At 38.0% G+C, this 22118-nt stretch carries 19 protein-coding genes; 15 read left to right on the top strand and 4 right to left on the bottom strand.

The window, feature by feature from the left end; translation table 11 throughout:
• The first annotated feature begins 4 nt into the window (after positions 1–4).
• The gene (locus tag GVV20_RS05475) at positions 5–667 is read left to right on the top strand and encodes a potassium channel family protein (protein ID WP_159740412.1); all 663 of its coding nucleotides are present in this window, start codon (positions 5–7) and stop codon (positions 665–667) included.
• Between the two features lie 26 nt (positions 668–693).
• Here GVV20_RS05475 and GVV20_RS05470 read toward each other — a convergent pair whose 3' ends face one another.
• Positions 694–2811, bottom strand: coding sequence for an InlB B-repeat-containing protein (locus GVV20_RS05470; RefSeq protein WP_159740411.1), 2118 nt, complete (start codon positions 2809–2811; stop codon positions 694–696).
• A 333-nt stretch (positions 2812–3144) separates the two neighbouring features.
• Here GVV20_RS05470 and GVV20_RS05465 point away from each other — a divergent pair, with 333 nt between their 5' ends.
• The 3 genes from GVV20_RS05465 to GVV20_RS05455 all read left to right on the top strand — a co-directional run bounded on the left by GVV20_RS05465 (position 3145) and on the right by GVV20_RS05455 (position 7109).
• Positions 3145–5886, top strand: a complete 2742-nt coding sequence (locus tag GVV20_RS05465; protein WP_201287536.1) for an LPXTG cell wall anchor domain-containing protein — start codon at positions 3145–3147, stop codon at positions 5884–5886.
• A 101-nt stretch (positions 5887–5987) separates the two neighbouring features.
• Positions 5988–6437 carry a nucleoside deaminase gene (locus tag GVV20_RS05460; protein ID WP_159740410.1) on the top strand — a complete coding sequence of 150 codons (450 nt, stop codon included), beginning with the start codon at positions 5988–5990 and terminating at the stop codon, positions 6435–6437.
• Between the two features lie 21 nt (positions 6438–6458).
• Positions 6459–7109, top strand: a complete 651-nt coding sequence (locus tag GVV20_RS05455) for a Type 1 glutamine amidotransferase-like domain-containing protein (RefSeq protein WP_159740409.1) — start codon at positions 6459–6461, stop codon at positions 7107–7109.
• A gap of 28 nt (positions 7110–7137) precedes the next feature.
• Here GVV20_RS05455 and GVV20_RS05450 read toward each other — a convergent pair whose 3' ends face one another.
• Together GVV20_RS05450 and GVV20_RS05445 are read right to left on the bottom strand one after the other, a co-directional pair.
• Positions 7138–7857: an SIS domain-containing protein gene (locus tag GVV20_RS05450; RefSeq protein ID WP_159740408.1), complete on the bottom strand. Its 720-nt coding sequence runs from the start codon at positions 7855–7857 to the stop codon at positions 7138–7140.
• A complete protein-coding gene (locus GVV20_RS05445) occupies positions 7858–9039 on the bottom strand; it encodes a hypothetical protein (RefSeq protein ID WP_159740407.1) in 1182 nt (393 codons plus the stop codon).
• Positions 9040–9126: 87 nt separating this feature from the next.
• On the opposite strand from GVV20_RS05445, the gene GVV20_RS05440 reads away from it, so the two are divergent.
• The 11 genes from GVV20_RS05440 to GVV20_RS05390 all read left to right on the top strand — a co-directional run bounded on the left by GVV20_RS05440 (position 9127) and on the right by GVV20_RS05390 (position 20777).
• Positions 9127–9837 (top strand): GntR family transcriptional regulator, encoded by a 711-nt coding sequence (locus tag GVV20_RS05440; RefSeq protein ID WP_159740406.1) that lies wholly within the window; start codon positions 9127–9129, stop codon positions 9835–9837.
• Between the two features lie 165 nt (positions 9838–10002).
• On the top strand, positions 10003–10299 hold the full coding sequence (locus GVV20_RS05435; protein ID WP_159740405.1) for a hypothetical protein: 297 nt from the start codon (positions 10003–10005) through the stop codon (positions 10297–10299).
• A gap of 36 nt (positions 10300–10335) precedes the next feature.
• Positions 10336–12000: a hypothetical protein gene (locus tag GVV20_RS05430; RefSeq protein WP_159740404.1), complete on the top strand. Its 1665-nt coding sequence runs from the start codon at positions 10336–10338 to the stop codon at positions 11998–12000.
• Between the two features lie 99 nt (positions 12001–12099).
• The gene (locus GVV20_RS05425; protein ID WP_159633140.1) at positions 12100–12843 is read left to right on the top strand and encodes a MurR/RpiR family transcriptional regulator; all 744 of its coding nucleotides are present in this window, start codon (positions 12100–12102) and stop codon (positions 12841–12843) included.
• A gap of 120 nt (positions 12844–12963) precedes the next feature.
• Entirely contained in the window at positions 12964–14517 is a 1554-nt protein-coding gene (locus GVV20_RS05420) for a PTS transporter subunit EIIC (RefSeq protein ID WP_159740403.1), read from the top strand.
• A complete protein-coding gene (locus GVV20_RS05415; protein WP_328597879.1) occupies positions 14517–15854 on the top strand; it encodes a family 4 glycosyl hydrolase in 1338 nt (445 codons plus the stop codon). The genes GVV20_RS05420 and GVV20_RS05415 overlap by 1 nt, the downstream gene beginning before the upstream one ends.
• Complete coding sequence (locus GVV20_RS05410; protein WP_159740401.1) at positions 15851–17017, top strand: NAD(P)-dependent malic enzyme; 1167 nt, start codon at positions 15851–15853, stop codon at positions 17015–17017. The genes GVV20_RS05415 and GVV20_RS05410 overlap by 4 nt, the downstream gene beginning before the upstream one ends.
• On the top strand, positions 17017–17496 hold the full coding sequence (locus GVV20_RS05405; protein WP_159740400.1) for a PTS sugar transporter subunit IIA: 480 nt from the start codon (positions 17017–17019) through the stop codon (positions 17494–17496). Before GVV20_RS05410 ends, GVV20_RS05405 begins: the two co-directional genes overlap by 1 nt.
• 237 nt (positions 17497–17733) lie before the next feature.
• A complete protein-coding gene (locus GVV20_RS05400) occupies positions 17734–18123 on the top strand; it encodes a RidA family protein (protein ID WP_159740399.1) in 390 nt (129 codons plus the stop codon).
• 275 nt (positions 18124–18398) lie between these two features.
• Entirely contained in the window at positions 18399–19988 is a 1590-nt protein-coding gene (locus GVV20_RS05395) for a hypothetical protein (protein WP_250690173.1), read from the top strand.
• Positions 19989–20105: 117 nt separating this feature from the next.
• Positions 20106–20777: an ABC transporter ATP-binding protein gene (locus tag GVV20_RS05390; protein WP_159740397.1), complete on the top strand. Its 672-nt coding sequence runs from the start codon at positions 20106–20108 to the stop codon at positions 20775–20777.
• A gap of 54 nt (positions 20778–20831) precedes the next feature.
• Here the strand turns inward: GVV20_RS05390 and uvsE are convergent, their stop codons facing one another.
• Entirely contained in the window at positions 20832–22106 is a 1275-nt protein-coding gene (uvsE, locus tag GVV20_RS05385) for a UV DNA damage repair endonuclease UvsE (RefSeq protein ID WP_159740396.1), read from the bottom strand.
• Between the last annotated feature and the right edge of the window lie 12 nt (positions 22107–22118).

Raw genomic sequence — 22118 nt, 5'->3', positions numbered from 1 at the left:
CATAATGAAAGCAATAATTATTGGTGGTGGACAAGTAGGTTCATATGTTGCGAAGCTCCTTATTCAGAATGGCTACGATGTTTCAATCATTGAAAATCGTGAGAAACCTTTGGAAAAAATTAAGAATGATTTTCCAGAAAAAATGCTTGTACGCGGAACCGGAAGTGATCCAGATACATTAGAGCGTGCTGGAATCGTTTCTGCTGATGTTGTCGTTGCGGTAACAGGAGAAGACCAAGTTAACCTTGTGGTCGCTACCATTGCGAAATATGAGTATGGGATTAAACGCGTTATTGCCCGCGTGAACAATCCACGCAACACATGGTTGTTTAATCAATCCATGGGCGTGGATGTCGCTGTCAATCAGGCAGACCTTGTATCACGGATTGTTATGGACGAAATCGATATGAAGAGTTTATCAACACTCTTAAAAATCAATAAGGGAAAAAATTCTATCATTCAGATGGGAATTCAAGAGGGTTCTGCTGCTGCAAATAAACAAATTAAAGATCTACAGCTACCAGATGAAACGATTCTAATTACACTAATTCGCGAAGATGATGTGATTGTTCTTAACGGAAGTGTTGAACTCAAAGCCAATGATACAGTACTTGCGCTGACAAATGAAAAAGGGCAATTCGCTCTGAATGCACTTTTCTCAAAATAAAAGGACCCGAGGGTCCTTTTTTTATGCTATTGTTTATTTCTACGATTTGTAACAAATAATGCAAATCCACCAAGGATTAGGAAAGCACCAGCTGCTTGGAACGATTTATTGGCAATTCCAGTGTTAGGAAGCGTTTCAACTTCTTCAGGTTTTACAACCTCAGGTTCAACAGGGGTGATTGGAATAATCGGATCAATCGGATCAATCGGATCAATCGGATCAATCGGATCAATCGGGTCAATCGGGTCAATCGGGTCAATCGGGTCAATCGGGTCAATCGGGTCAATCGGATCAATCGGGTCAATCGGGTCAATCGGGTCAATCGGATCAACCGGATCAATCGGATCAATCGGATCAATAGGGTCAATCGGATCAATCGGATCAATAGGGTCAATTGGATCAATTGGATCAATCGGGTCAATTGGATCAATCGGATCAATTGGTGCATCTTTTACCCATTTGGCATATAATACAGTATCTGAATCAAGTAGGGTATCGAAATCAAATGGAGTTTCTAATGCTTCTGTCGTATACCATCCATCAAAAGTATAGCCTTCGAATGTTGGTGCTTCAGGAAGTTCTGCTGTTGTATTCTTATCAATGATTTGATTGTCAACATCAGATCCTCCCATACTATCAAATGAAACCGTAATTTGTTCCACGACGTCATTCAAGTTAATTAGAAGGCGGTATCGTGTATCGATATAGATGTTCTCATCAGGTAAAAGCCCCCCACCTGATTGAGTATCTTCATATGGAATTTCAGTACGTGCTGAGAATGAACCAATATATCCAGGGTGATTCACAAAGTCAACACCATTTTCATTTTGATCAAATTCTTTTTTCATCATTGAATACTGAAGTTCGGTTAAATATATATTGATTGATTTAAAAGTAATGTCATTTAGTTGATTATCAGAATCTGCTTCGATTAGAGATCCATCGGGTAAGATGTATTCAATTAAAACAGGCGCTTGTAGAAGTTCTAGATCTTCATCGCTAATTTCAAAACTGAAATTAGGGAAATAGTTAATGGATGAATCTGAAGTTTGATACATGTAGTTTGAATCGAGTGCAAGGTTATTGTTTTGATCCAAGTATACAAACATATTTGGGTTATTCATTGTGATCTTGTACATTGAGATTCCATTCTTATCAACCGCTTCAGCATCTGCATAGAAAGTGTTATAGATTTCTCCTGCATTGATTGATACATTGATTGGTAAATTCTCAACATTCCAATCCATTAGGAACGTTTGGTCAAAGAAACTTAAACTATAATCAAAATTGAGATATAAGGGATAGTCCTTTTGTCTTGTGGCTTCAAAATCCATGGCATTTAGATAGCGTACGATTTCATGTTGATAGAGAGTAGCATTGTCCTTATTATTTAAATTATCCGCAATATACTGTTCATACTCCATCCAAGATCCAGTGTATTCAATTGGTAAAATATCTTTAAATGTAAGGTATTGCACATTTTTAAGGGCACCAAGATATTCGAGCGAATCATCAGAAACTAAGTGTTCTTTATCGATTCCGAGTGTTAAGGTCTCAATATTCGTAAGATATTGAATCCCTTTGTAGTCATAAACAGCAACGTTCTCATATTCATTGGTGTCTTCATTGAAGAACAATTCTGTAGAGTCAAACGAATTGATGTCTTGTAACTCCAAATCACTGATTTGACCTGTTACTCCATAACTTAGTTCGAGTTTTCTTAGCATATCATCAGAGAATGCATCACGACTGATTTCACTACCCCAACGGGCATAGAGCGTGATGTCTTCTGTCAACCGTTGCCAATCAAAAAACATGTTTTCAAGTTCAGGATCGGTATACCACATATAGAAGACTGCATTTTCTTTTGACGGATCCAATTGGCTTGTATCAATCTTCGAGTTTTTTGGTATCTCAAGTTGTGTCTCTGACATTTGTCCACCATTTAAGTCAAATGTTACAGTGATTGTATCTTCATTTCTAGTTGTTATGTTCAATTCATTACGTGGTTGCTCGGCACTTTTTTGGTCTACTGAGACATCCGGTTTTGTAGTGGGTGATTCTTCTGCTTTAAGTGTTGTAAAGTTTGTAGTACCCAAAATAACCATACAAATCGTGCTAGCAGCAATAATTATTTTTTTCATCGTGTTTCCCTCCATGTTTAGCAACGAAAATATGATAAATATTACACATTGTTTTCGCCGGTACACAAATATTAACGGAAAATGAATTTTGTTTGGATGTGATGTCATAAAAAACATCTGTAATGTTACAAAAAGACCTTGAAAACAATATAATCTCAATTACAGAAGATTCAAATGTTAAGACGTTTAGCCTAAAATCTTTGATTCAAATGTGATAAATTTCAAAATATGATCAAACCTCAATTTAACATAAGGATTAAGCAATAGGGTGATAGCGGTTACAACAAAAGTTTCGATACAATAACTGTGCACATAAGTGTTTAGGAGGAACTGATGAAGTTAAGAAAACTTATAATAGCGATTGTTTTTTCGTTGATGATGGTTGTATGTGCTGTACCGATTGCGGCGCAAGAAACTTACCCTTCAACATCAACAATCTATTACATTGACAACATTCTTGGAAATGATGCCAATAGTGGAACTGCACCAGAACAAGCATGGCAATCACTTGAACGCGTTAATAACCATGTGTTTGAACCTGGTAATAAGATTTTATTCAAACGTGGTGGCAATTGGCAAGGAGGGCTTGCTCCACAAGGGAGCGGTACTCAAGGGAATCGTATTGTTATTGGAGCGTATGGAAATGGGGCATTACCACGACTAGACGGTAATGGCGTTGAAAATACCATTCTCTTGAAAAATCAAGAACATTGGGAAATAAGTCATTTAGAGATAACCAATGAAGATCCGAGTGGGTTAGCACCGCAATCACCACGACGTGGTGTTCACCTTTTAAATGTTAACTTTGGTGGTGAGGCGTTGACGGAGCATAATACAAAAACAACCACAACATTAAATGACTTCTATATTCATGATTTATACATCCACGATGTCAAGGGTGAAGATAAGAAAGATGCAAAAGGAAGTTCAGGAATTCAAGTAACTGTTAATATTCCAGATATGGTTGATGGAAAAATTCATAACAAAGACAGTATCAACCAACGGACAACATTTGATAATATTGTGATTGAAAACAATATTATTGATGATGTCCATCGTTCCGGTATTCTTTTCTGGACCGACTGGAAAAATAGAGACTTACTTCGACCAGAGGATCCTGCCTTCAATGAAAACTCTGTAACGCCATGGACGCCAATCACAAATGTTAAGATACGTGGAAATAAACTTTATAATATTGGAGGTGATGGTATTGCGCCGCACATGACTAAAGGAGCTCTTGTAGAATACAACTACTTAGATGGTTATAACTTAAAATCTACAGGTTATAATGCAGGAATGTGGGTATGGAATGCAGACGATACATTGTTCCAGTACAACGAAGTTACAGGTGGTTTCTCAACCCGTGATGGGATGCCATGGGACTTTGACCAAGGATCTCAAGGTGTAGTGTATCAATACAATTATTCATATAATAATGATGGTGGTACATTGTTACTGTGTGCTGAAAGCCGTGGTGGTGTTAAGGATGGAACCTTCAGATACAACATTAGTTATAATGATAAGTATCAAACTTTGACGGTTTGCCAAGGAAATAATCTTGAAGGAATTAATATTTACAACAATGTTTTTTACCTTGATGAAACGATGAGCACTGCACCTCTTGTCAACCAAGGCGGGAACGTTCAAGCAAATATTTACAATAATATTTTTGTAAATAATGGACGTGGCGGCTATGCAACTAAACCACGTTGGGAGTACTCAAACAATATCTTTGCGGGAAGTAATGTTCCAAAACCAAATCAAATTCCTGGTAACAATCTAACGGGTGTTGATCCGATGTTTGCGGATGTAACATTCCCAGGTACAGTTCTTAATAAGGATATGGAAACACGTGATGTAACTGATTGGTCTGCACTTGATGGATTTAAAATTAGTGCAACATCGCCTGCAGTTAATGGCGATCGATTTGTCAGTCTTGATATTGACAAACATCCTGGAACGACAGGAACAGATTTCTTTGAAAACTCAATTCATGACGGAGACTATGCTTACAATGGTCTCCCCGATATTGGAGCTCATGAATTTTCAGACGTTGAATTTGAGAAAGTAACACCATTCATACCGGCAACAGAGATTGAGCCTTCAATTCCACCATTCGAGGTAAAACTAGAAAACGGGACATTTGAAGATACAACGAAACACACAAATAAAAATCCTTGGAATTTCCAATGGAATGGCGCAATCACTTCAAATAATCCATTTGATGGAAAATATGCAGGGGAGATAAAGGCGGTTAATGGTGGCGCATCAATTGAGCATATTATCACTGTCGCCCCTAATACAGAATATCGCATTGATGCGATGACGATGCGTGGTGATGCGAATCAAAAACTGACACTTGGTGTGAAATGGAACGATAAGCAAGGTAAGGAAGATAAGCAGTTTGTGGAAATTAAACATACTGAATATCAACCAAGTTCCCTCACATTCACAACGCCTGAAGGTGTTAATACAGTGACTTTGTATTACTACAAAGCGTCTGGACCGGCCGTAGCTTCATATATTGACAATGTGTCCATTGAAAAAGTTGTTAAGGTTGATACTACAGAATTAGTGGCATTAATTCAAGAAACCGATGCAATAGACTCATCATTGTACACACCAGAAAGCATAAGTGTGCTTAAGACAGTGTCAGATAAAGCAACTAAACTTTTGCAAAGTGAGTCATTGAACCAAGAAATGATTGATAATCTAATCTTGGAAATCAGAAATGCAAAAAGTAACTTAGTAAAAATCGACCCAGTTGACCCAGTTGACCCGGTTGACCCAATTGACCCAGTTGACCCGGTTGACCCAATTGACCCAGTTGACCCGGTTGACCCGGTTGACCCAATTGACCCAGTTGATCCGGTAGACCCAATTGATCCGGTAGACCCAGTTATGCCGATAGAGCCAAATGAGCCCGCAACACCAATTACGGATGAAAGTAACAAAGAGACCGTACAGACATTACCAAACACGGGAATGAGTAACTCAGTGCCATTTAGCGCACTAGCACTTTCAAGTGTTGGGATTGTAATTGCTCTTGCTGCAAGAAGGAAAAATAAATCGTAAAAATTAAAAGGGGCGCAATAGCCCCTTTTGAGTCGATTCAACCACCATTGTATTATTTAGGTGATATAAATGTGCTAAAATGGATGAAAAGGAGCCGAAAGATGGATAAACATACAGTATTTATGATGGAGGCATTAGACCTAGCAAGACAAGCGATGCGTGGTGGTGACGAACCTTTTGGTGCGTTGCTCGTGAAAGATGGAAAATGTGTTGCCACATCTATGAATCGAATAAAGTCGTTTACTGACCCAACAATGCATGCAGAACTTGCGTTGATTAGTGAATTTTGCCGTATGAATAAAATTACAGATTTATCTGAGTATACACTTTACACGAGCTGTGAACCGTGTTTCATGTGCTCTGGTGCAATGGTGTGGTCGACGTTAGGAACACTTGTATTTAGTGCAGGAAGCCGTGATTTGAATTACATTTTAGGTGAACCTCAGGTTAATAGTAGCGAAACAGTCTTTGCACATTCGCATTATCAACCCAAGGTCATTCAACATGTACTTCATGAAGAAGGAATTGCAATTCTAACGTCATACTTTTAAAAGTGAAAGGATATCACTATAATGAGCACACATTATTACTTAGACTGGTATTATGACACGATGCCTTCTGACATTCAAAAATCGTTGCAACAAGTCATTTGTCATCGTGAGACAATTGCTTTGATTTCAGGAGACCCTCTTTACTATGAAGGAGACAATCCACCACTTGCTGAATGTGAATGGCTTCTTCAAGCAGGTATTGAGTTTAGAAATTATGTTTTTGTTGACCATAAATTAAGTGCTGAAGAGGCGCGTACAGTGGTCAGCCAAGCATCAGTTGTATTTATTCTAGGCGGCTATAATCTCGAACAAAAGAAAATGATTAATGACCTGGAACTTGATGATGTGATTCGCAATCATGAAGGTGTCATTATCGGAACTAGTGCAGGTGCCATAAATATGAGCGAAAAATGGATGTGCTCACCGCGAAATAAATATGACGTCAAGACAGCATCACTTCAAGTAGGATTAGGATTAAATAAATTATCATTTGAGCCGCACTTTGATTTAGAAAATCATGATTACATTGAAACAGATCTGATGCCGTTTTCGTATGAACTTCCAATTTACGCGCCTACAAAAAATGGTGCGATAAAAGTAGTTGACGGAATCGTGGAAGTGTTAGGAACCGTTTATAAGTTGTCGAACGGGCAGCTCCAAAGAATCAAGTAAAAAAGGGACGTCAGTCCCTTTTTATTATCTAACGAAGGTAAGTATCGAAGAGAACATCATTATATGCATCGGCACCGTCTAAGTTGGAACTTTTGAATACAGGTGGAACGATATTTCTGTGTACGAGTTCGTCAATGACATTCACAACAAGTGTCTGAGCAATTGTGAGACCAATAATGTTACTTAAGGCACCGGTTGGTGTTTCGAATCCATCAATGTAGAAAGCCGCATCTCCTGCAGGTGAAAGATTATCAATGGTAATATCTGCGATTTCAAACATGCGAAGGCCACTCTCATGGCGGGAAGTGGTGTGGCTTGAGTGCTTCAAGGATGTAATTGCAATAACATGCATTCCTAGGGCTTTGGCCTCTAAGCACATTTCAACTGGTACGTTATTTCTACCGGAATTGGATGTAACAATAATAACATCTCCTGCCCGAGGATTGTGAAGGTCAAGGATTGGTTTGGCATACCCAGAGATTCGTTCTATTTGAGTGCTTTTTCCGACAGTTCCGTGAAGCATAAGTTCTGATGGAAGTATCGCCTCAATCGAAGCAAGACCTCCAGCGCGGACATAGAATTCTTCCGCAATCATATGTGAGTGACCACTCCCAAAAGCAAAGATACGATTTCCTTTGGAAAGAGCCTCCGCCATGCAGGTGCTTGCTGCATCAATTGCGGGTGTTTGGGTTGTTGCAAGTTTAGCGATAGTTTCATTGATATATTCAAGATAAGTAAGTGTTTGCATTTAATGTGCCTCCATAGTTTTTTTTAGAAAATGTATCATTCGTTCTGCCTCACCATGATCAATCACACTTGCATAAGATTCATAGGTGTTTTGATCAAAAGATTCGCAGGTTGTGAAATAGGATAAGTAGCCATTAGCAAGTGTCACAAGCTTTGTATTGGCTAAGGTGAATGCGTGTGATAACTCCGCCGGAATCGTGACAATTCGTATGTTTTCAAGATTGATGATTTGAAAATGTACAGAGATTGTTGATGGCGGATTTGATGATAAGAAACTACGTTCAAGTATTAATCCATCCAATTGGGTAAGTAGGTGAGGATTTTTAGTATGCTCATACGCTAATTGTAGTTGTTCGATTTGACGATCATGATTCGTTGATGTTGGCTTTGTTTTCAGATCATAATAGCAGTCAGTAACTTCAAGATGCTCCACCCTAACAGGCGTGGCCGTGTCTCGAAGCTTACCTATTTGCTGCCACAATATGAGTCCCATACGCTCAATCTCGGCATATGAGGATTCTTGTCGCGTGAAACGGGTACTGATATCAGCGGAAGGTCCGTTCATAAACATGAGAACATCAACGTCTTTCGCAAGGTCAAGGCCATAAAGCAGATCTTTGCTATAGTGTTGATTTTGATTATTTAGAACTGTTGGATGACAAGGGAAAGAAAGCATCATTGTTGTCTTCGAAAAGGTTTTAAACTCAATAAACCATAATGCATTATTAATTGTTTTTTGAGGATGGATACGATGTGTCCATAAATTCTCAATAGAACTTTCCGCAAATGATGCCTCAAATGGTTCCATGGAAGCTAATGATTTGTTGATGGCATCAAGAACTTGAACGGCAACAAATTCAAGATAAGTATGATTGATATCTTGAAAAACATTTTGCATGCCATGGAGTACGGATGATGTATCTAAGGTTCCAATAGGACCTGCATGCGTGTGTGTAGCGAAAATAGAGATAGAGTAACCATCGGGTAACCGACACTTAATGTAACGATAAAGATACTCATCAATACCAACTAGATCAAGTGATACAAAAACATGGTTTTCGATAATAACTACAGTTGCATTCAAGGAATCGTGGCTGCCAAGAGCAGGCCGATGTCCCATGTAACCAGATAAAGGTAAGAGTTCGTTTGGAACAATAGAATTTACTGCAGAACCTATTCTCATAAAGTACCTCCTAAAATCATCATATACAGTTGTTTTTAACTTGTCAATACAAGTTGACTTGAAGTGTTTGTGAGAGATTGCTATAATATGACTATGAAAAATAAATACGAAGTTGTAATAGACTATATTAACCAAAGAATAGATTCGGGTTTCTATAAAGCACATCAAATGATTGATTCAGAAAATGAACTTGCGGAAGCCCTTAATATTTCACGGGTTACAGTTCGACGTGCGATTGACGAACTTGTAAGTGATCGTGTTTTGTATCGCCAACATGGACGTGGAACTTTTGTTCGAAGTATTCCGTCGTATAAAGAATTTCGAAATGGTGTTGGATTCACACGCGAGGTACTACGTCGTCATGAAATACCCAGCTCTAAAGATATGGAGCTACGTCGTATTTTTGCAAATGAAGAAATTGCGCAACAATTACAAATTATTGTGGGAGATCCTGTTTGGGAGGTTAAGCGAACACGATGTGCCAATAATGTTCCAATTGTCTTTGAACATGTATACTTTCCAGAAAAACTAGTTGGTATTCTTGTTGAAGATGATTTAAGTGGATCGCTCTATGCCCTACTAGAGGCAAGAGGCATTCAATTTGATTATGCGGATCAGGCGTTACAGGCTATCTTGGCAGACGCACCATTATCGAAACAACTTAACATTTCGGTAGGAGATCCCTTAATTAAAATGGAAGTTATCGCATATATGGAAAATGGGACACCCTTTAATTCAGGAAGCTCATACTATCAGACATCAAGTTTCAAGTTGTACCAAACTGTTTTTAATTCTTAAAGCTCACCAGGGTGGGCTTTTTTTTATGATTGCACAGCGCAATAAACCACTTAGTCGCAAAAAGGTGCCTTCGAGACATACCTCGAAAAAAATGAAATAAAAACATGATACTATGCGATAGGAAAAAGTTTAAAAAGAAGCTATTTGATATTAGAGAGGTGAATCATGAAGAACATTATGATAATGATTGCATTACTGTTAACAATGGCCACTGGAAATATTTCAGCAGATAGTGGTTGGTATAACGAAGGATGGTCGAACATAGACTTTGCAGGGAAAGCATGTAATTCCAAGACAACCGTCTATAGCCCAAACTACGAATATATCCGAACATGGGTTAAAATGGGGAATCGACGCCATACCAATACAAAGTATTTTCCAAATGAAGGTGATTCGGTTCATACCTGGATTGTTGGACGCTTCGACCAAACATGTGAATATGGCGGCGATGCTGATGATTAGATAATTTAAAGGAAGAATGTATTTTGGGGAGAAAATATGAAAAAACATGTAGGATTATGGATTAGCAATTTAATCGTTTCAAGTGCAGTTATCACAGCAACGTATGCTCTCATTCATCTTGGTGTAAAGCACTGTACGAGAGACTCTATAGCTCGAAGTTCATGTTCAATATTTACTTTTATAAATGAACAGAAGCTTCTGTCCTTGTTGATAGTGTTAGTGATCGCATCAGCAGGTTTGTTTTTCTTTAAAGTGTTAGAATACTGGATTTTTATTACGAAGGATATCTATAAGATACAACATATCGTTGGATACAGTCTTAGTGAGCAACGTAGGTACATGGTTCGAAAAACGATCATTAATTATCTATCAAGTTTTGCAGGAGCATTTATGTTGTTTATCATATTTATCCGACCTGCTAATGCTACCGCGGCATTTAGTGAAATTGTCGCAATAGTGATAGAAAGTGTTGCAGTCCTATGGGGAATTACCAGAATTCTACTTGAAATTGGTAAGCCAGACGATCATACAAGTCCTCGCTGCATACGTTATATTTCGAAATCGTTTAATGTAAGTTTAAATATTATTCAAGTAACATTAACTCTACTAGTGATTGCTTTCTTTACAACAGTGCTTGGAGACAAATTAAAAGATACTAAAGCATATCAGCAGTACACGAATAATGAAAAGTTATATGCCATACGTTTAATCGAAGATAGTGGTCCGAACAATATGTTCGTTCATAAACTACGTAAGCAGACAGCAGAAGAGAATTTATCGTTTCTTCGTAATTTTAAAGCGATGCTTATTGAACACGAACAGGACATGTTCACGTTCTATGAATCTGCTGGAAGTCCAACTTCAACACTCAAAACAAAAGTTGATCATTACTACAGTTCCAGTGAGTATGTAATGAATGCCAATGAGATTCAAGTTGCGTCGGGACGCATGATCAAGAATGGTGATTTTACGAGCGTTAGGGAACCAATTCCGGTTTTAATCGGATCAGAATTGTCGGATACGTTACGAATTGGACAAACGTATAATATGATGGGAAGTACCTATCAAATTGTTGGAGTTATGAAAGCAGGGGAAACTGTCTTTGCACCAAATGACTTTAAATCAACACCAGTAAATAAGAGTATCATTGCACCGTTTAATCCACGTTTAATCCGTGACGATACGCTTAAATTTCATGAAGCGATCTACAACAATCTCTATGTTAAAAATATGAATGAATCAAAACTAGAATATAATATCCAAAACATATCAATGAGTTCATTAAAGCACGAAGCTGTGGATATAAAGAACTCTGTAACGACGACGTATCAAGCTGCGCTGAAAATCGCATATTTTTGGTTAGTGTTAGCGGTGGTTTTCTTAGTGTTTGTATTTTTCACATTCACAAGCAGTGCAATCATGGAAATTGATAAAAAGGCATACAGAAATGCTATCTATCTGAAAGTTGGATATCGGGTGAAATACATTATTTACAAAACAATAATACCAACGATACTCTATTGTTTGGCTGGGTATATTGTTGCGGGTGCTTTACTTACTGGAATGGGTATTTTTACGTTACCCTATGCACTTCTGGCGGTTTATGTTTGTTTCTCAATTATTGGTGCAACAGTAATATGCCTCCAAATCAAATATAAGAAGCAATCGCTAAGTCATGATATGGGAGCACTTGAAGACTGAACACAATACAAATGTAACCGCTATCGAATTTCGTTGCATGACGGATAGAGACATAGTATGATTGACACAATCAGTATGTGAGTTAAGAAAGGATCTACTATGAATCGGATAATTGAAAAATTTGATACCTTAACTGAAAGTGAACGTCGTGTATGCAATTACATCGTGCAAAATATGCATGAGGTTGAAACCATTAATATCAACGAATTGGCGGACAAATCATTAACTTCGAAAACAGTTGTGATTACGATGTCCCAGAAGCTTGGGTTTTCAGGATTCTCGGATTTGAAGTATTACATTAAGACCTATAATGCGTCACAACATGAACATATTACAACGGAGGCATTCAACGATTCAGTCATTGCACTTACAAAAATGACGGGTAACTTAGTGAATTACAGTAATTTACAAAAATCTGCAGAAGCGATACTAAACGCTAAAACAGTTTACATAGCTGCTAGAGGAACATCAAAATCCGTTGCGCAGCATCTTAATCATTTACTGCTAACCATCGGATTAAAATGCATTATTTTAGATGACTATAATTTGCTATCAATTATTACGCCCACGATTGATCCTCGAGAAGTTATTATTCTGATTTCATTATCAGGAGAAACACGAAAAATAGTTGAAGCAGCTAAAATTGTTAAGTCACGAAATGTTCCTATCATTTCCATTACATCGTTCACACATAATGTGCTTGCTCGAATGTCTGATATTAACCTGTACACTGCGTCAGATTCTGTCGCGACAGCAACGAATGATGGTATCTCTCGGGTAGGGATGTTTATGATTGTCGAGATGCTCGCAAACGAAATTTTGTATCAGAAAAATCCGACCTAGGTCGCAAGACACGACCTAGGTTTTCTAATGCGTCCAAATCCGTGAGAATAAAAGAGTAAGCGGTTACGAGGTTTTGTATTATAGTCTTAGAAACGTGATATACGTTACAGGAGGAAGAAGATGTTCAAGAAGTATAGTAAGCAAATTCAGACATTTGGTCGATCACTGCTTCTTCCAATTGGAGTATTAGCTCCGGTTGGAATGATTCTTGGTATTAGTGGTGCGTTCGTACAACCGTACATGATTGATAAATTACCATTTCTCGGAAATGAAATTATTCAGACTACGCTAAAAAGTACGCGAACGATTATGAGTGTTGTCTTTGACAACATTCCATTACTATTTGCAATGGGGGTTGCATATGGTATGAGTAAACGCGATAAGGGGATCGCGGTCTTTGCATCTGTTGTTGCCTATTTGGTGCTTATCATTACGATGAGTGTTTGGCTCACGGTTACTGGAAACTTAGCAGATCCAGAACTTATCTCACAAATGGGACAAATCAAAGTACTCGGTGTTCAAACCATGAACCTGAACACGGCAGGAGGTATCTTTGCCGGGTTAATGGCTGCATGGGCTACTGACAAATTCTACAACTTAGAATTACCGATTGCATTTGCTTTCTTTGGAGGAAAGAAATCGGTTCCAATTATTACATCAGCACTTATGATTGGATTTGGTTTGTTAATTCCATTTGTATGGCAATTCTTTGTTCAAATGCTAACGCATCTATCAGTTGTTATTTTAAGTCCACTTGGACCACTCTTTACAGCAGGTGGAGAACGTTTATTCATTCCATTTGGTTTACATCACATTTGGAATGCAATGTTCCGCTTTACCGAAGCCGGGGGGACTTACGTTATTAACGGTACAACCTTTGTAGGTGTTGTTCCTGCGATGCAAGAAATTCTATTCAACCTTGGTCCTAATAGTGAATACTGGTCAATGATGCCTAGCCTCACTCGTTTCATGGCACAACAACAGATGTTAGTCACGTTGTTTGCTTTCCCAGCAATCTCATTGGCGATGTATCATACAGCAAAACCAGAAAACAAGAAATTTGTAAAACCATTACTGATTACTTTATGGATGACCGCATTGCTTGGAAACGTCACTGAGCCGCTAGAATTCACATTCGTGTTTATAGCACCTTTCTTATACGTAATCTACGCACTCATAATTGGTATTAGTGCAGCAATTTTACCACTCTTTAACGTTGCGATTGGCTACATTCGCGGAACTATCTTTGATTTTGCAATCTTCGGATTAATGTATGAAGATACGCAATGGATTTACTTTGTTTTAGTGGGAATAGTGATGGCGGTCGTCATGTATTTTGTATTCCGTTGGTACATTCTCAAGTTTGATATTAAGACACCTGGACGTGAAGATGAACAAAATCTCGACAATACACTCATCAAAGAAAAAAATTATAAACGAATTGCTGAATTAGTAGTTGAAGGGCTTGGTGGAAGCGGAAATATTGCCCATGTCGATAACTGCATCACTCGACTTCGCATTGATGTTGTGGATACCCAATTAATTAATAATGATATCTTGAAGGAATCTGGAACAACCGGTATTTTCCTTCCTTCAAAAAACCATATACACATTGTATTTGGTCCATTAGTAGAGTTTGTGCGTAATGCAGTAGATGATGAAATTAGAAAGTAGTGATAACCGTGAGACAAGCATATTCAATCACAATAGTAGGGGCAGGGAGTTCGAGAACTCCCGCTCTTGTAGGATCAATAGTGGACTACAAAGAACGTTTTCCATTAAAACAGGTGGTATTCTTCGACATTAACAATGATCGTATGAGCAAGATGGATGATTACATTCGATTAGTGTTGGCACACGAAATGCCAGAAACTGAAGTAATCTTTACGACCGATAAAGCGGTCGCCTATCAACAAGCAGATGCTGTGCTTGTACAAATGCGCGCTGGCGATACTCATATGCGTAGTTTAGATGAGAAAATACCCTTACAATTTGGTCTTGTAGGTCAAGAAACATGCGGTCCAGGCGGCTTTGCATATGGAATGAGATCCATTGGTGCTATGGTTGAAATGGTCAATGACATTCGCGCTGTTAATGAAGACGCATGGATATTAAACTATACGAATCCAGCAGCGATTGTTGCTCTTGCTCTTCATAAGATTTTTCCGAATGATAAGCGATTGCTTAACCTTTGTGATCAGCCGTACTCAATGATGCGTTCATATGCGAAAATTTTAGATGTGCCTCAGGAAAGTCTACGGGCCACGTATTTTGGACTGAATCATTTTGGATGGTTTACGGATATATATGATACCGAAGGAAATTCGCATTTTGATAGCTTAAAAACATTCTTAAAAGACAATGAATTCAAACCGTATAATGCAGAACAACGATCGGCATCATGGCTCGAAACCTATAAGCGGGTAAATAAATACCTTCAGTTTTTCCCAGAATATCTGCCGAATACATATCTGCAATATTACTTCTTCCCAGAAGAAATCGTTGCTGAAAGTAATCCGACATATACTCGCGCAGATGAAGCAAAAGATAGTCGCGAGAAAGAAGTATTTGAATTGTGTGCTCAAGCAGTTGGTCGAGATACACTCGGCGATCTTGAAATTTTAACTGGATCGGTTTTCGGTAACTTGATGATTGAGATAGCGGAGTCAATTCTGCATAATCTAAACAACGAGTTTGTGATTATGGTACCGAATGACGGATTAATTCCGAATTTCCCACAAGAAGCGATTGTTGAGCTTGCGGGAAGATTAGGCTCTAATGGTCCAGTATGTAAACCGTACGGTGACATTAAGCCGTTCTACAAAGGGCTCATGGAAGGACAATACGCATATGAATTGTTAACAGTGGAGTCATGGATAGAACGTGATTATACGAAAGCACTTCAGGCTCTAACTTTAAATCGTAGTGTTGTTGATCCGCAAAAAGCAAGGGCAGTTTTAGATGCACTCATGGAAGTCAATAAACCGTATTGGACGCTTGAAGTGAAATGAGTAGAGCATTAAATTTACATGCTAAACTTCAAGGAAAACTAACGATTGAGGCGAAGTATGATATAGACACTGCCGATGATTTAGCTTTAGTTTATTCACCAGGAGTTGCAGATCCATGTCTTGAAATTAAAGCAGATGTGACGCAAGCCTATACCTATACATGGAAGCAAAATACAGTTGCAGTTATTTCTGATGGTAGTGCGGTTCTCGGGTTAGGAAATATAGGGCCCGAAGCTGCACTACCCGTTATGGAAGGCAAAGCTATACTTCTCAAACGATTTGCAAACATTAACGCAGTTCCAATTGTTCTAGATACTCAAGATACGGAAACGATTATTGAAGTATGCAAAGCGATTGCTCCTGGATTCGGTGGAATCAATCTTGAGGATATTGCCGCGCCCCGCTGTATAGAAATCGAACAAAGGTTAGAAAAAGAACTAGCAATCCCCGTTTTTCATGATGATCAACACGGAACCGCGATTGTGACACTTGCGGCACTCATGAATGCCCTAAAAATCGTCAACAAATCTGCGGACACAATAAAAGTAGTGGTAAGTGGAACCGGTGCCGCTGGGAGTGCAATTATTAGACTCTTAAAGGACTTCGGTATAAAAACTATCTATGCATTTGATGTTCACGGAATTGTTACTTTAAAAACTGCGATCACAGAGCATCAAAAAATGATCGCAACCTTAACAGAAAATCTAGATAATGTGTTAACAGTGGACGAAGCATTAGTTAATGCGGATGTATTTATTGGTGTGTCAGCTGGAAATATTATTAAATCTTCAATGATCAAACGTATGGCAAGGCGTGCTATTGTCTTTGCGATGGCAAACCCAATACCAGAGATTTCTTACGAAGATGCACTTGCTGCAGGTGCAGCGGTTGTGGGGACAGGACGTAGTGACTTTCCCAATCAAATCAATAATGTACTCGTTTTTCCCGGGCTTTTTAAAGGACTTCTCGAAGTTAAGGCGGCATCTGTTCCACAATCAATACACCTCGCAGTCGCTAAGGCAATTGCAGAATGCATTGATGAAACAGACCTTAATGCAACAAATATAGTGCCTTCAGTATTTGATCCGCGTGTTGTAGATAATGTTGCGTATGCCGTTACGACTACCGTCAAGACACTCAGAGCAAAAGGAGCGACAATTTAATGTTAAAGAAATTATTTGGAAAGAAGGAACTTGAATTTTTTGCACCAGTCTCTGGCCGTATTATTCCATTAACTGAAGTATCCGATCCTGTTTTCGCATCCTTTGCAATGGGTGATGGGTTTGCTGTAATTCCAATGAGTCATGAAATCTATGCACCTGTTTCAGGAACTGTTGTTGCAGTATTTCCAACAAAGCATGCGATTGGCATAAAAACACTGAACGGTACTGAAGTGTTAATCCACATTGGTATTGATACAGTGACGCTTCAAGGAAAGGGCTTTAACAACTTCGTTGATGTTGGCGATGAGGTCACAGAGAATTCAAAGATTGCAACGGTGGAATTAGCGCTACTTCAAGATAAGAACATTGAGGCAACGACAATGGTCATTGTTACGAATCAGCCGACCACACGGTTTAGGGCCGCAGAGAATCATAATGATGTAAACCAAGGACAACGCATTCACCTTCAAAAAATATAAAAGGAAAAGCTCAACTGGCCTGTCCTTTTAGTATTTTTGTTGTCAAAAGAAAACGGGGATGATATGATACAGAAAATGCAGAAGGAGTTGCTGATGAAACGTATCAATAAATTATCTTTATCATTTGGAATCAGTAATATGACTGCTGTTTTCTTCGAAAAATCCCATTAAGATGGGATAAGTGCGTCCAAACTAAGCCGAAATTGCACTCAGCAGGATTAGAATAGAGGACTAGTTATGAAAAAAATAATAAGAAAAACACCACATAATGTAAATCAACCAGTCGGCAAGTACGCGCATATTACGCGTATTCCCGCAGGTCTGGACACCATTGTATTCTCAGGACAAATTGGGGTCCAAGAAGATGGAACACTACCAACTGATTTTAAAAAAGAAATAGAACAGATGTTCGCTAATATTCGCGATTTACTCGATCATGAAAGCATTACACCTGAAGATATCACAAAAGTTAATATATGGTCTGTTAAGGAAATAGATTGGGACCATTTCTATGCTACATGGGATGTATTCTTTAGTTACGATTATCCTTCCATGACAATCGCATATATTAGCGCGCTTGGTTTGCCAGAAATCAATATCGAAATCGATATTTGGGCAGCTAAATAGTTTTAAAGGCTTAGTTTAATTGGGTTACCCGTAGGTAACCCTTTTTTGTGCGAACGGCTGTTCAAATAACCCTTTATACAAAAAAATATGCCGTTCATTATCAAAGTGTCAATCATTTTAAAAAAAGTGATACAGTGATTGGGTAATTGCAGGAAAATCATAATCTCACGAATATTTAAAGTAGAACAGATGAAAGGAGATTGAAGCTGGGGTTTCATACCTGATAAAAAGACATTATGACTTCCAGTTTTTGAAAAGAGCTTAGGAGATAATTAATGAACTTTGATAAGTCAATTAAACTAAAGATACTCATGTGGGCAAATCAGTTTATAACCTCGATACTCTTCATTTGCATTATCGAAGTTATTATGTCAAGTTTTGAAGATCACTGCTATCATCAATCAAAAAGTACACCACCACAGCTATGTACGATGCAAAGTTACATTTTGGAACAAGGATTTATCTTGATAAATGTCATTGCATTGGTAACTACAGGAGTGGTAGCTTTGAACCTCGTCATTAAATACTGGATCTACTATCATGCTGATATTACAAAGGTGCTTAGACTTGTTGGATATTCGACTTTGGAGCAGGTTCAATATCATAGCGTTGCTCTTAGTTGGATCACCGTAAGTGCGTACTTAGTAAGTACTTTGGTAATCAGGTTTCATTACGGAAGTTTGAAAATAAACATTCTAGTTGCATTATTTCTGAGTTTTTTGATTATTCATATTTTAACGTACATCAAAGTACTTTTTTGCGTTAGAAAAGAATACATTAATATCACAGTAGGTATTAACAAATACAGGAATCGATGCGTTAAAGTGCTTGAAGGTATCATGAGTATAATTCAAATTGCAGTTCCTCTGACATTTACTATGTTTCTCGTTATAAATATGCAAAACGCATATACTGATTTTCAAATGCAGCAGACATTTAGTAAGAGTAAATCGTTAACTCATTTCGACCCAATAGAAAACGATGCATTACATGAAAGCTTTGAAGGTCATATTGAAAAACTTAATGATACTCAATTAAATCAGTATAAAACGCGGATAGAATATTTACTCAATCAACATGAGAAGCAACTAGTTCTACTTTTTGAGCAAGTTGATCAAGAAAAATTTAACTTGAGAGTGTCCATAGAAAAATATCGATCGATGAGCAAACTGGTTGGTGAGTTCAATGACTTAGAAGTAGTAGCTGGAAGGGGTTTGATGGAAAAAGACTATGAGTTTGAAGATGGAAGAATTCCAGTATTAGTTGGATATAATTTGAGGAGAAATATTTCCATAAATCAGACATTTGAGAAGGATACGATGCAGTTTGTCGTTGTAGGGATTATGAAGCAACATCAAACAATTACATCACCTCAGTATTTTCTACCAGAAGTTATCGATAACGATATTGTGATTCCGTTTCATCCAAAACACATACAAATCATGAATTTTGAAATAAATCATCACATATTAAAAAATATAATCATCAATGACTTATCTGACAATCAAATTAAGCAAGTACTCCAAACGATGAATTTTTCGCCAATTTCATTTAAAACGATTGATGGGCAAAAAGAACTTGCAGAGGCTTTAGAATCGAAGCTTTCCTATGCAATGGTTTGGGTATATATCGGTCTATTCACAATGTTTTATGCGCTACTTTGCTACTTTATTTCTATCTTTCTCGATTTGGAAATAAGTAAATACAAGTATGCAGTTATGCAAACCGTTGGTTACTCAAAAAAAACAGATTACGATTCACTTAATCATGAAAAAACTAATACAACTTATGATGGGTTTGTTTCTTGCACAGCTCATAACGACAGGAATGGGTGCTGCAACGCAAATAGGGATCCTCACAAATAGCATTATTGCGCTAACAATAATTGCTGGTATTTGGTATCTTGCGTGGGGAAAAATCGAGAACTTAGAGATTACTAAAATCATTGCTGGAAAACGATAGCAAGATAGGAAAGGCAGTTTATGAAAATATACGAAGTGAGGCGCTTGGAAAAAGTGTATGGTAAAAATGCTGCAACAGGAACAGCATTAGATGGCATTAACCTAACAATAAATAAAGGTGAGATGGTTGCAATCATAGGAAAATCTGGTTCCGGAAAGAGTACACTTTTGAACCTACTTGCAGGGCTTATTCCGTTGACACAGGGGACTATTTTATTTAAACAAGAAAATATGGACACATTCAAAGATAAACAAATGGCATCATATCGAAATAAAAACATTGGATACATCGTGCAAAATTTTGGACTAATATCAACGATGACTGTACTCAAAAATGTCCTGCTACCGATGAAGCGTAAGAAAGACGCATTGAAAGCGCTAGGTATTTTGAAACAACTGGGAATGGAAGAGAAAGCTGACAAATATCCTCACGAACTCTCAGGCGGTGAACGGCAACGTGTCGCGATTGCACGGGCTCTCATCAATGATCCGGATGTCATCTTGGCTGATGAGCCTACAGGTGCCTTGGATAGTGAGAATGGTGCTAATTTAATGGACATATTTAAAGCTCTAAACCAAAAAGGATTGACACTTGTTATTGTGACCCATGATGAAGGAATAGCATCACAATGTAATCATCGCATTAAGCTAAAAGATGGAAAAGTCATTGAGGATATACTGGTAAACCAATAAAAAACTCAACAGAGCCGGATCTTAAAGGGGGATTTGGATCTGTTGAGTTTATTATTAGGTAGTCGATGAGATTAAAAAGTAAGATTCGCGTAAATATGAACTTTGATACTTCACGGCAAGTTTATACAGGTATTTTGTGATAGGTTGAATCGTAACCGTTTCCGCTCTTAACGCGTCCAAGTAGGAGAAGAAACGTTTCTGTTCTGAAGTCGATGCGTGATGTTTAAAATATCCCCACGCATGTTCCAAAGCATTAATTTGAGTTCCAATTGTGGTGGGACCTGCTAGTGTTTGATCAACAACACGATAAAAGGCTACAGGATTAACGATTTTATTTTCTCTAAACAGTAGCCGAAGTTCGTTGTACGCATGCGTTGAGTAAGACATGATTAAATACTTATAGCGAGCCCACTCTTGTTCCAATACCAATTGAGATGGGTGAAAGTATTGATTTACTTTCATAAATGAACGATTCTTATCTTTGACTTCCAACATAATATCAAGGTCAAATGGTAAATATAATAACTTATAGTCTTCTATGAATTGTTCGAGATTGATGGTGTCCGTATGTGCTCCGGGCCGTTTGTTGTAGGCTTGTTGACTGTAATGAACTTTTGGTTTTCCATCGTTTTCTTTCCATGTACCAATTACTTGAGCAACAATTTCTTGAGGTGCAAGCGTTTCTAAAGAGGGGTTAATAAGGTGATGGAGGTTATCATAGATTAAAGGTACTCCCGTTTTTTCAGAGAGATACAATATGTCAGCCACAGTATAAAGACGATCATCATTCTCGATCACAAGATATTTTTTTATTACTTCGGGTAAACGATGATTGTAAACATTGATGAAACGATTCATCGCAGCTTCTTTATCGCCATAAACGCCACCAACATGAAGAATTATTTTATGATTAGCATTCCCTGATAATAGTTCCATAAGTTGTGCGTGATATCTCAAATCGTCAATGGAAGCAGCAACTACTGCTTCATTTTGAGCGTTTAGCACGGTGTATTGTCCAGGGTGGCAGGAGATACGTATTTGATGTGTTTGTATTTTGGTTCGAAGTTTGGTGAAATACTCTGAAAACTCATCAGACCAATTGAGCATATTCAAAGGTGATGAACCAAAGGGGATGAGTGACGAAGAAATTCTAAAGAAGTAATTGTTGTGCTTAATGTTATAATCAAGCATCGTATCCAAAGTAGCCAAATTATCACGAATTAAATCACGGAGTAGGGTTTCCGTAAGATCGTCTTTACGACAGGTTCGAAACCGTGCATGAGTATCAATATTTAAACTCGCATATCCAATTCTTGGAGTATTAGACATTATCAAAACCTC

The sequence above is a fragment of the Erysipelothrix aquatica genome (assembly GCF_009828775.2).
GTDB lineage: Bacteria > Bacillota_I > Bacilli_A > Erysipelotrichales > Erysipelotrichaceae > Erysipelothrix > Erysipelothrix aquatica.
The sequence above is the reverse complement of the archived record's forward strand: the minus strand, read 5'-3'. Positions and strand labels throughout refer to the sequence as shown.

Excerpts from the sequence above, each read along its gene's own strand:
- GVV20_RS05475 (WP_159740412.1), top strand. The coding sequence starts at position 5 with ATGAAAGCAATAATTATTGGTGGTGGACAAGTAGGTTCATATGTTGCG.
- GVV20_RS05470 (WP_159740411.1), bottom strand. The coding sequence starts at position 2,811 with ATGAAAAAAATAATTATTGCTGCTAGCACGATTTGTATGGTTATTTTG.
- GVV20_RS05465 (WP_201287536.1), top strand. The coding sequence starts at position 3,145 with ATGAAGTTAAGAAAACTTATAATAGCGATTGTTTTTTCGTTGATGATG.
- GVV20_RS05460 (WP_159740410.1), top strand. The coding sequence starts at position 5,988 with ATGGATAAACATACAGTATTTATGATGGAGGCATTAGACCTAGCAAGA.
- GVV20_RS05455 (WP_159740409.1), top strand. The coding sequence starts at position 6,459 with ATGAGCACACATTATTACTTAGACTGGTATTATGACACGATGCCTTCT.
- GVV20_RS05450 (WP_159740408.1), bottom strand. The coding sequence starts at position 7,857 with ATGCAAACACTTACTTATCTTGAATATATCAATGAAACTATCGCTAAA.
- GVV20_RS05445 (WP_159740407.1), bottom strand. The coding sequence starts at position 9,039 with ATGAGAATAGGTTCTGCAGTAAATTCTATTGTTCCAAACGAACTCTTA.
- GVV20_RS05440 (WP_159740406.1), top strand. The coding sequence starts at position 9,127 with ATGACTATGAAAAATAAATACGAAGTTGTAATAGACTATATTAACCAA.
- GVV20_RS05435 (WP_159740405.1), top strand. The coding sequence starts at position 10,003 with ATGAAGAACATTATGATAATGATTGCATTACTGTTAACAATGGCCACT.
- GVV20_RS05430 (WP_159740404.1), top strand. The coding sequence starts at position 10,336 with ATGAAAAAACATGTAGGATTATGGATTAGCAATTTAATCGTTTCAAGT.
- GVV20_RS05425 (WP_159633140.1), top strand. The coding sequence starts at position 12,100 with ATGAATCGGATAATTGAAAAATTTGATACCTTAACTGAAAGTGAACGT.
- GVV20_RS05420 (WP_159740403.1), top strand. The coding sequence starts at position 12,964 with ATGTTCAAGAAGTATAGTAAGCAAATTCAGACATTTGGTCGATCACTG.
- GVV20_RS05410 (WP_159740401.1), top strand. The coding sequence starts at position 15,851 with ATGAGTAGAGCATTAAATTTACATGCTAAACTTCAAGGAAAACTAACG.
- GVV20_RS05405 (WP_159740400.1), top strand. The coding sequence starts at position 17,017 with ATGTTAAAGAAATTATTTGGAAAGAAGGAACTTGAATTTTTTGCACCA.
- GVV20_RS05400 (WP_159740399.1), top strand. The coding sequence starts at position 17,734 with ATGAAAAAAATAATAAGAAAAACACCACATAATGTAAATCAACCAGTC.
- GVV20_RS05395 (WP_250690173.1), top strand. The coding sequence starts at position 18,399 with ATGAACTTTGATAAGTCAATTAAACTAAAGATACTCATGTGGGCAAAT.
- GVV20_RS05390 (WP_159740397.1), top strand. The coding sequence starts at position 20,106 with ATGAAAATATACGAAGTGAGGCGCTTGGAAAAAGTGTATGGTAAAAAT.
- uvsE (WP_159740396.1), bottom strand. The coding sequence starts at position 22,106 with ATGTCTAATACTCCAAGAATTGGATATGCGAGTTTAAATATTGATACT.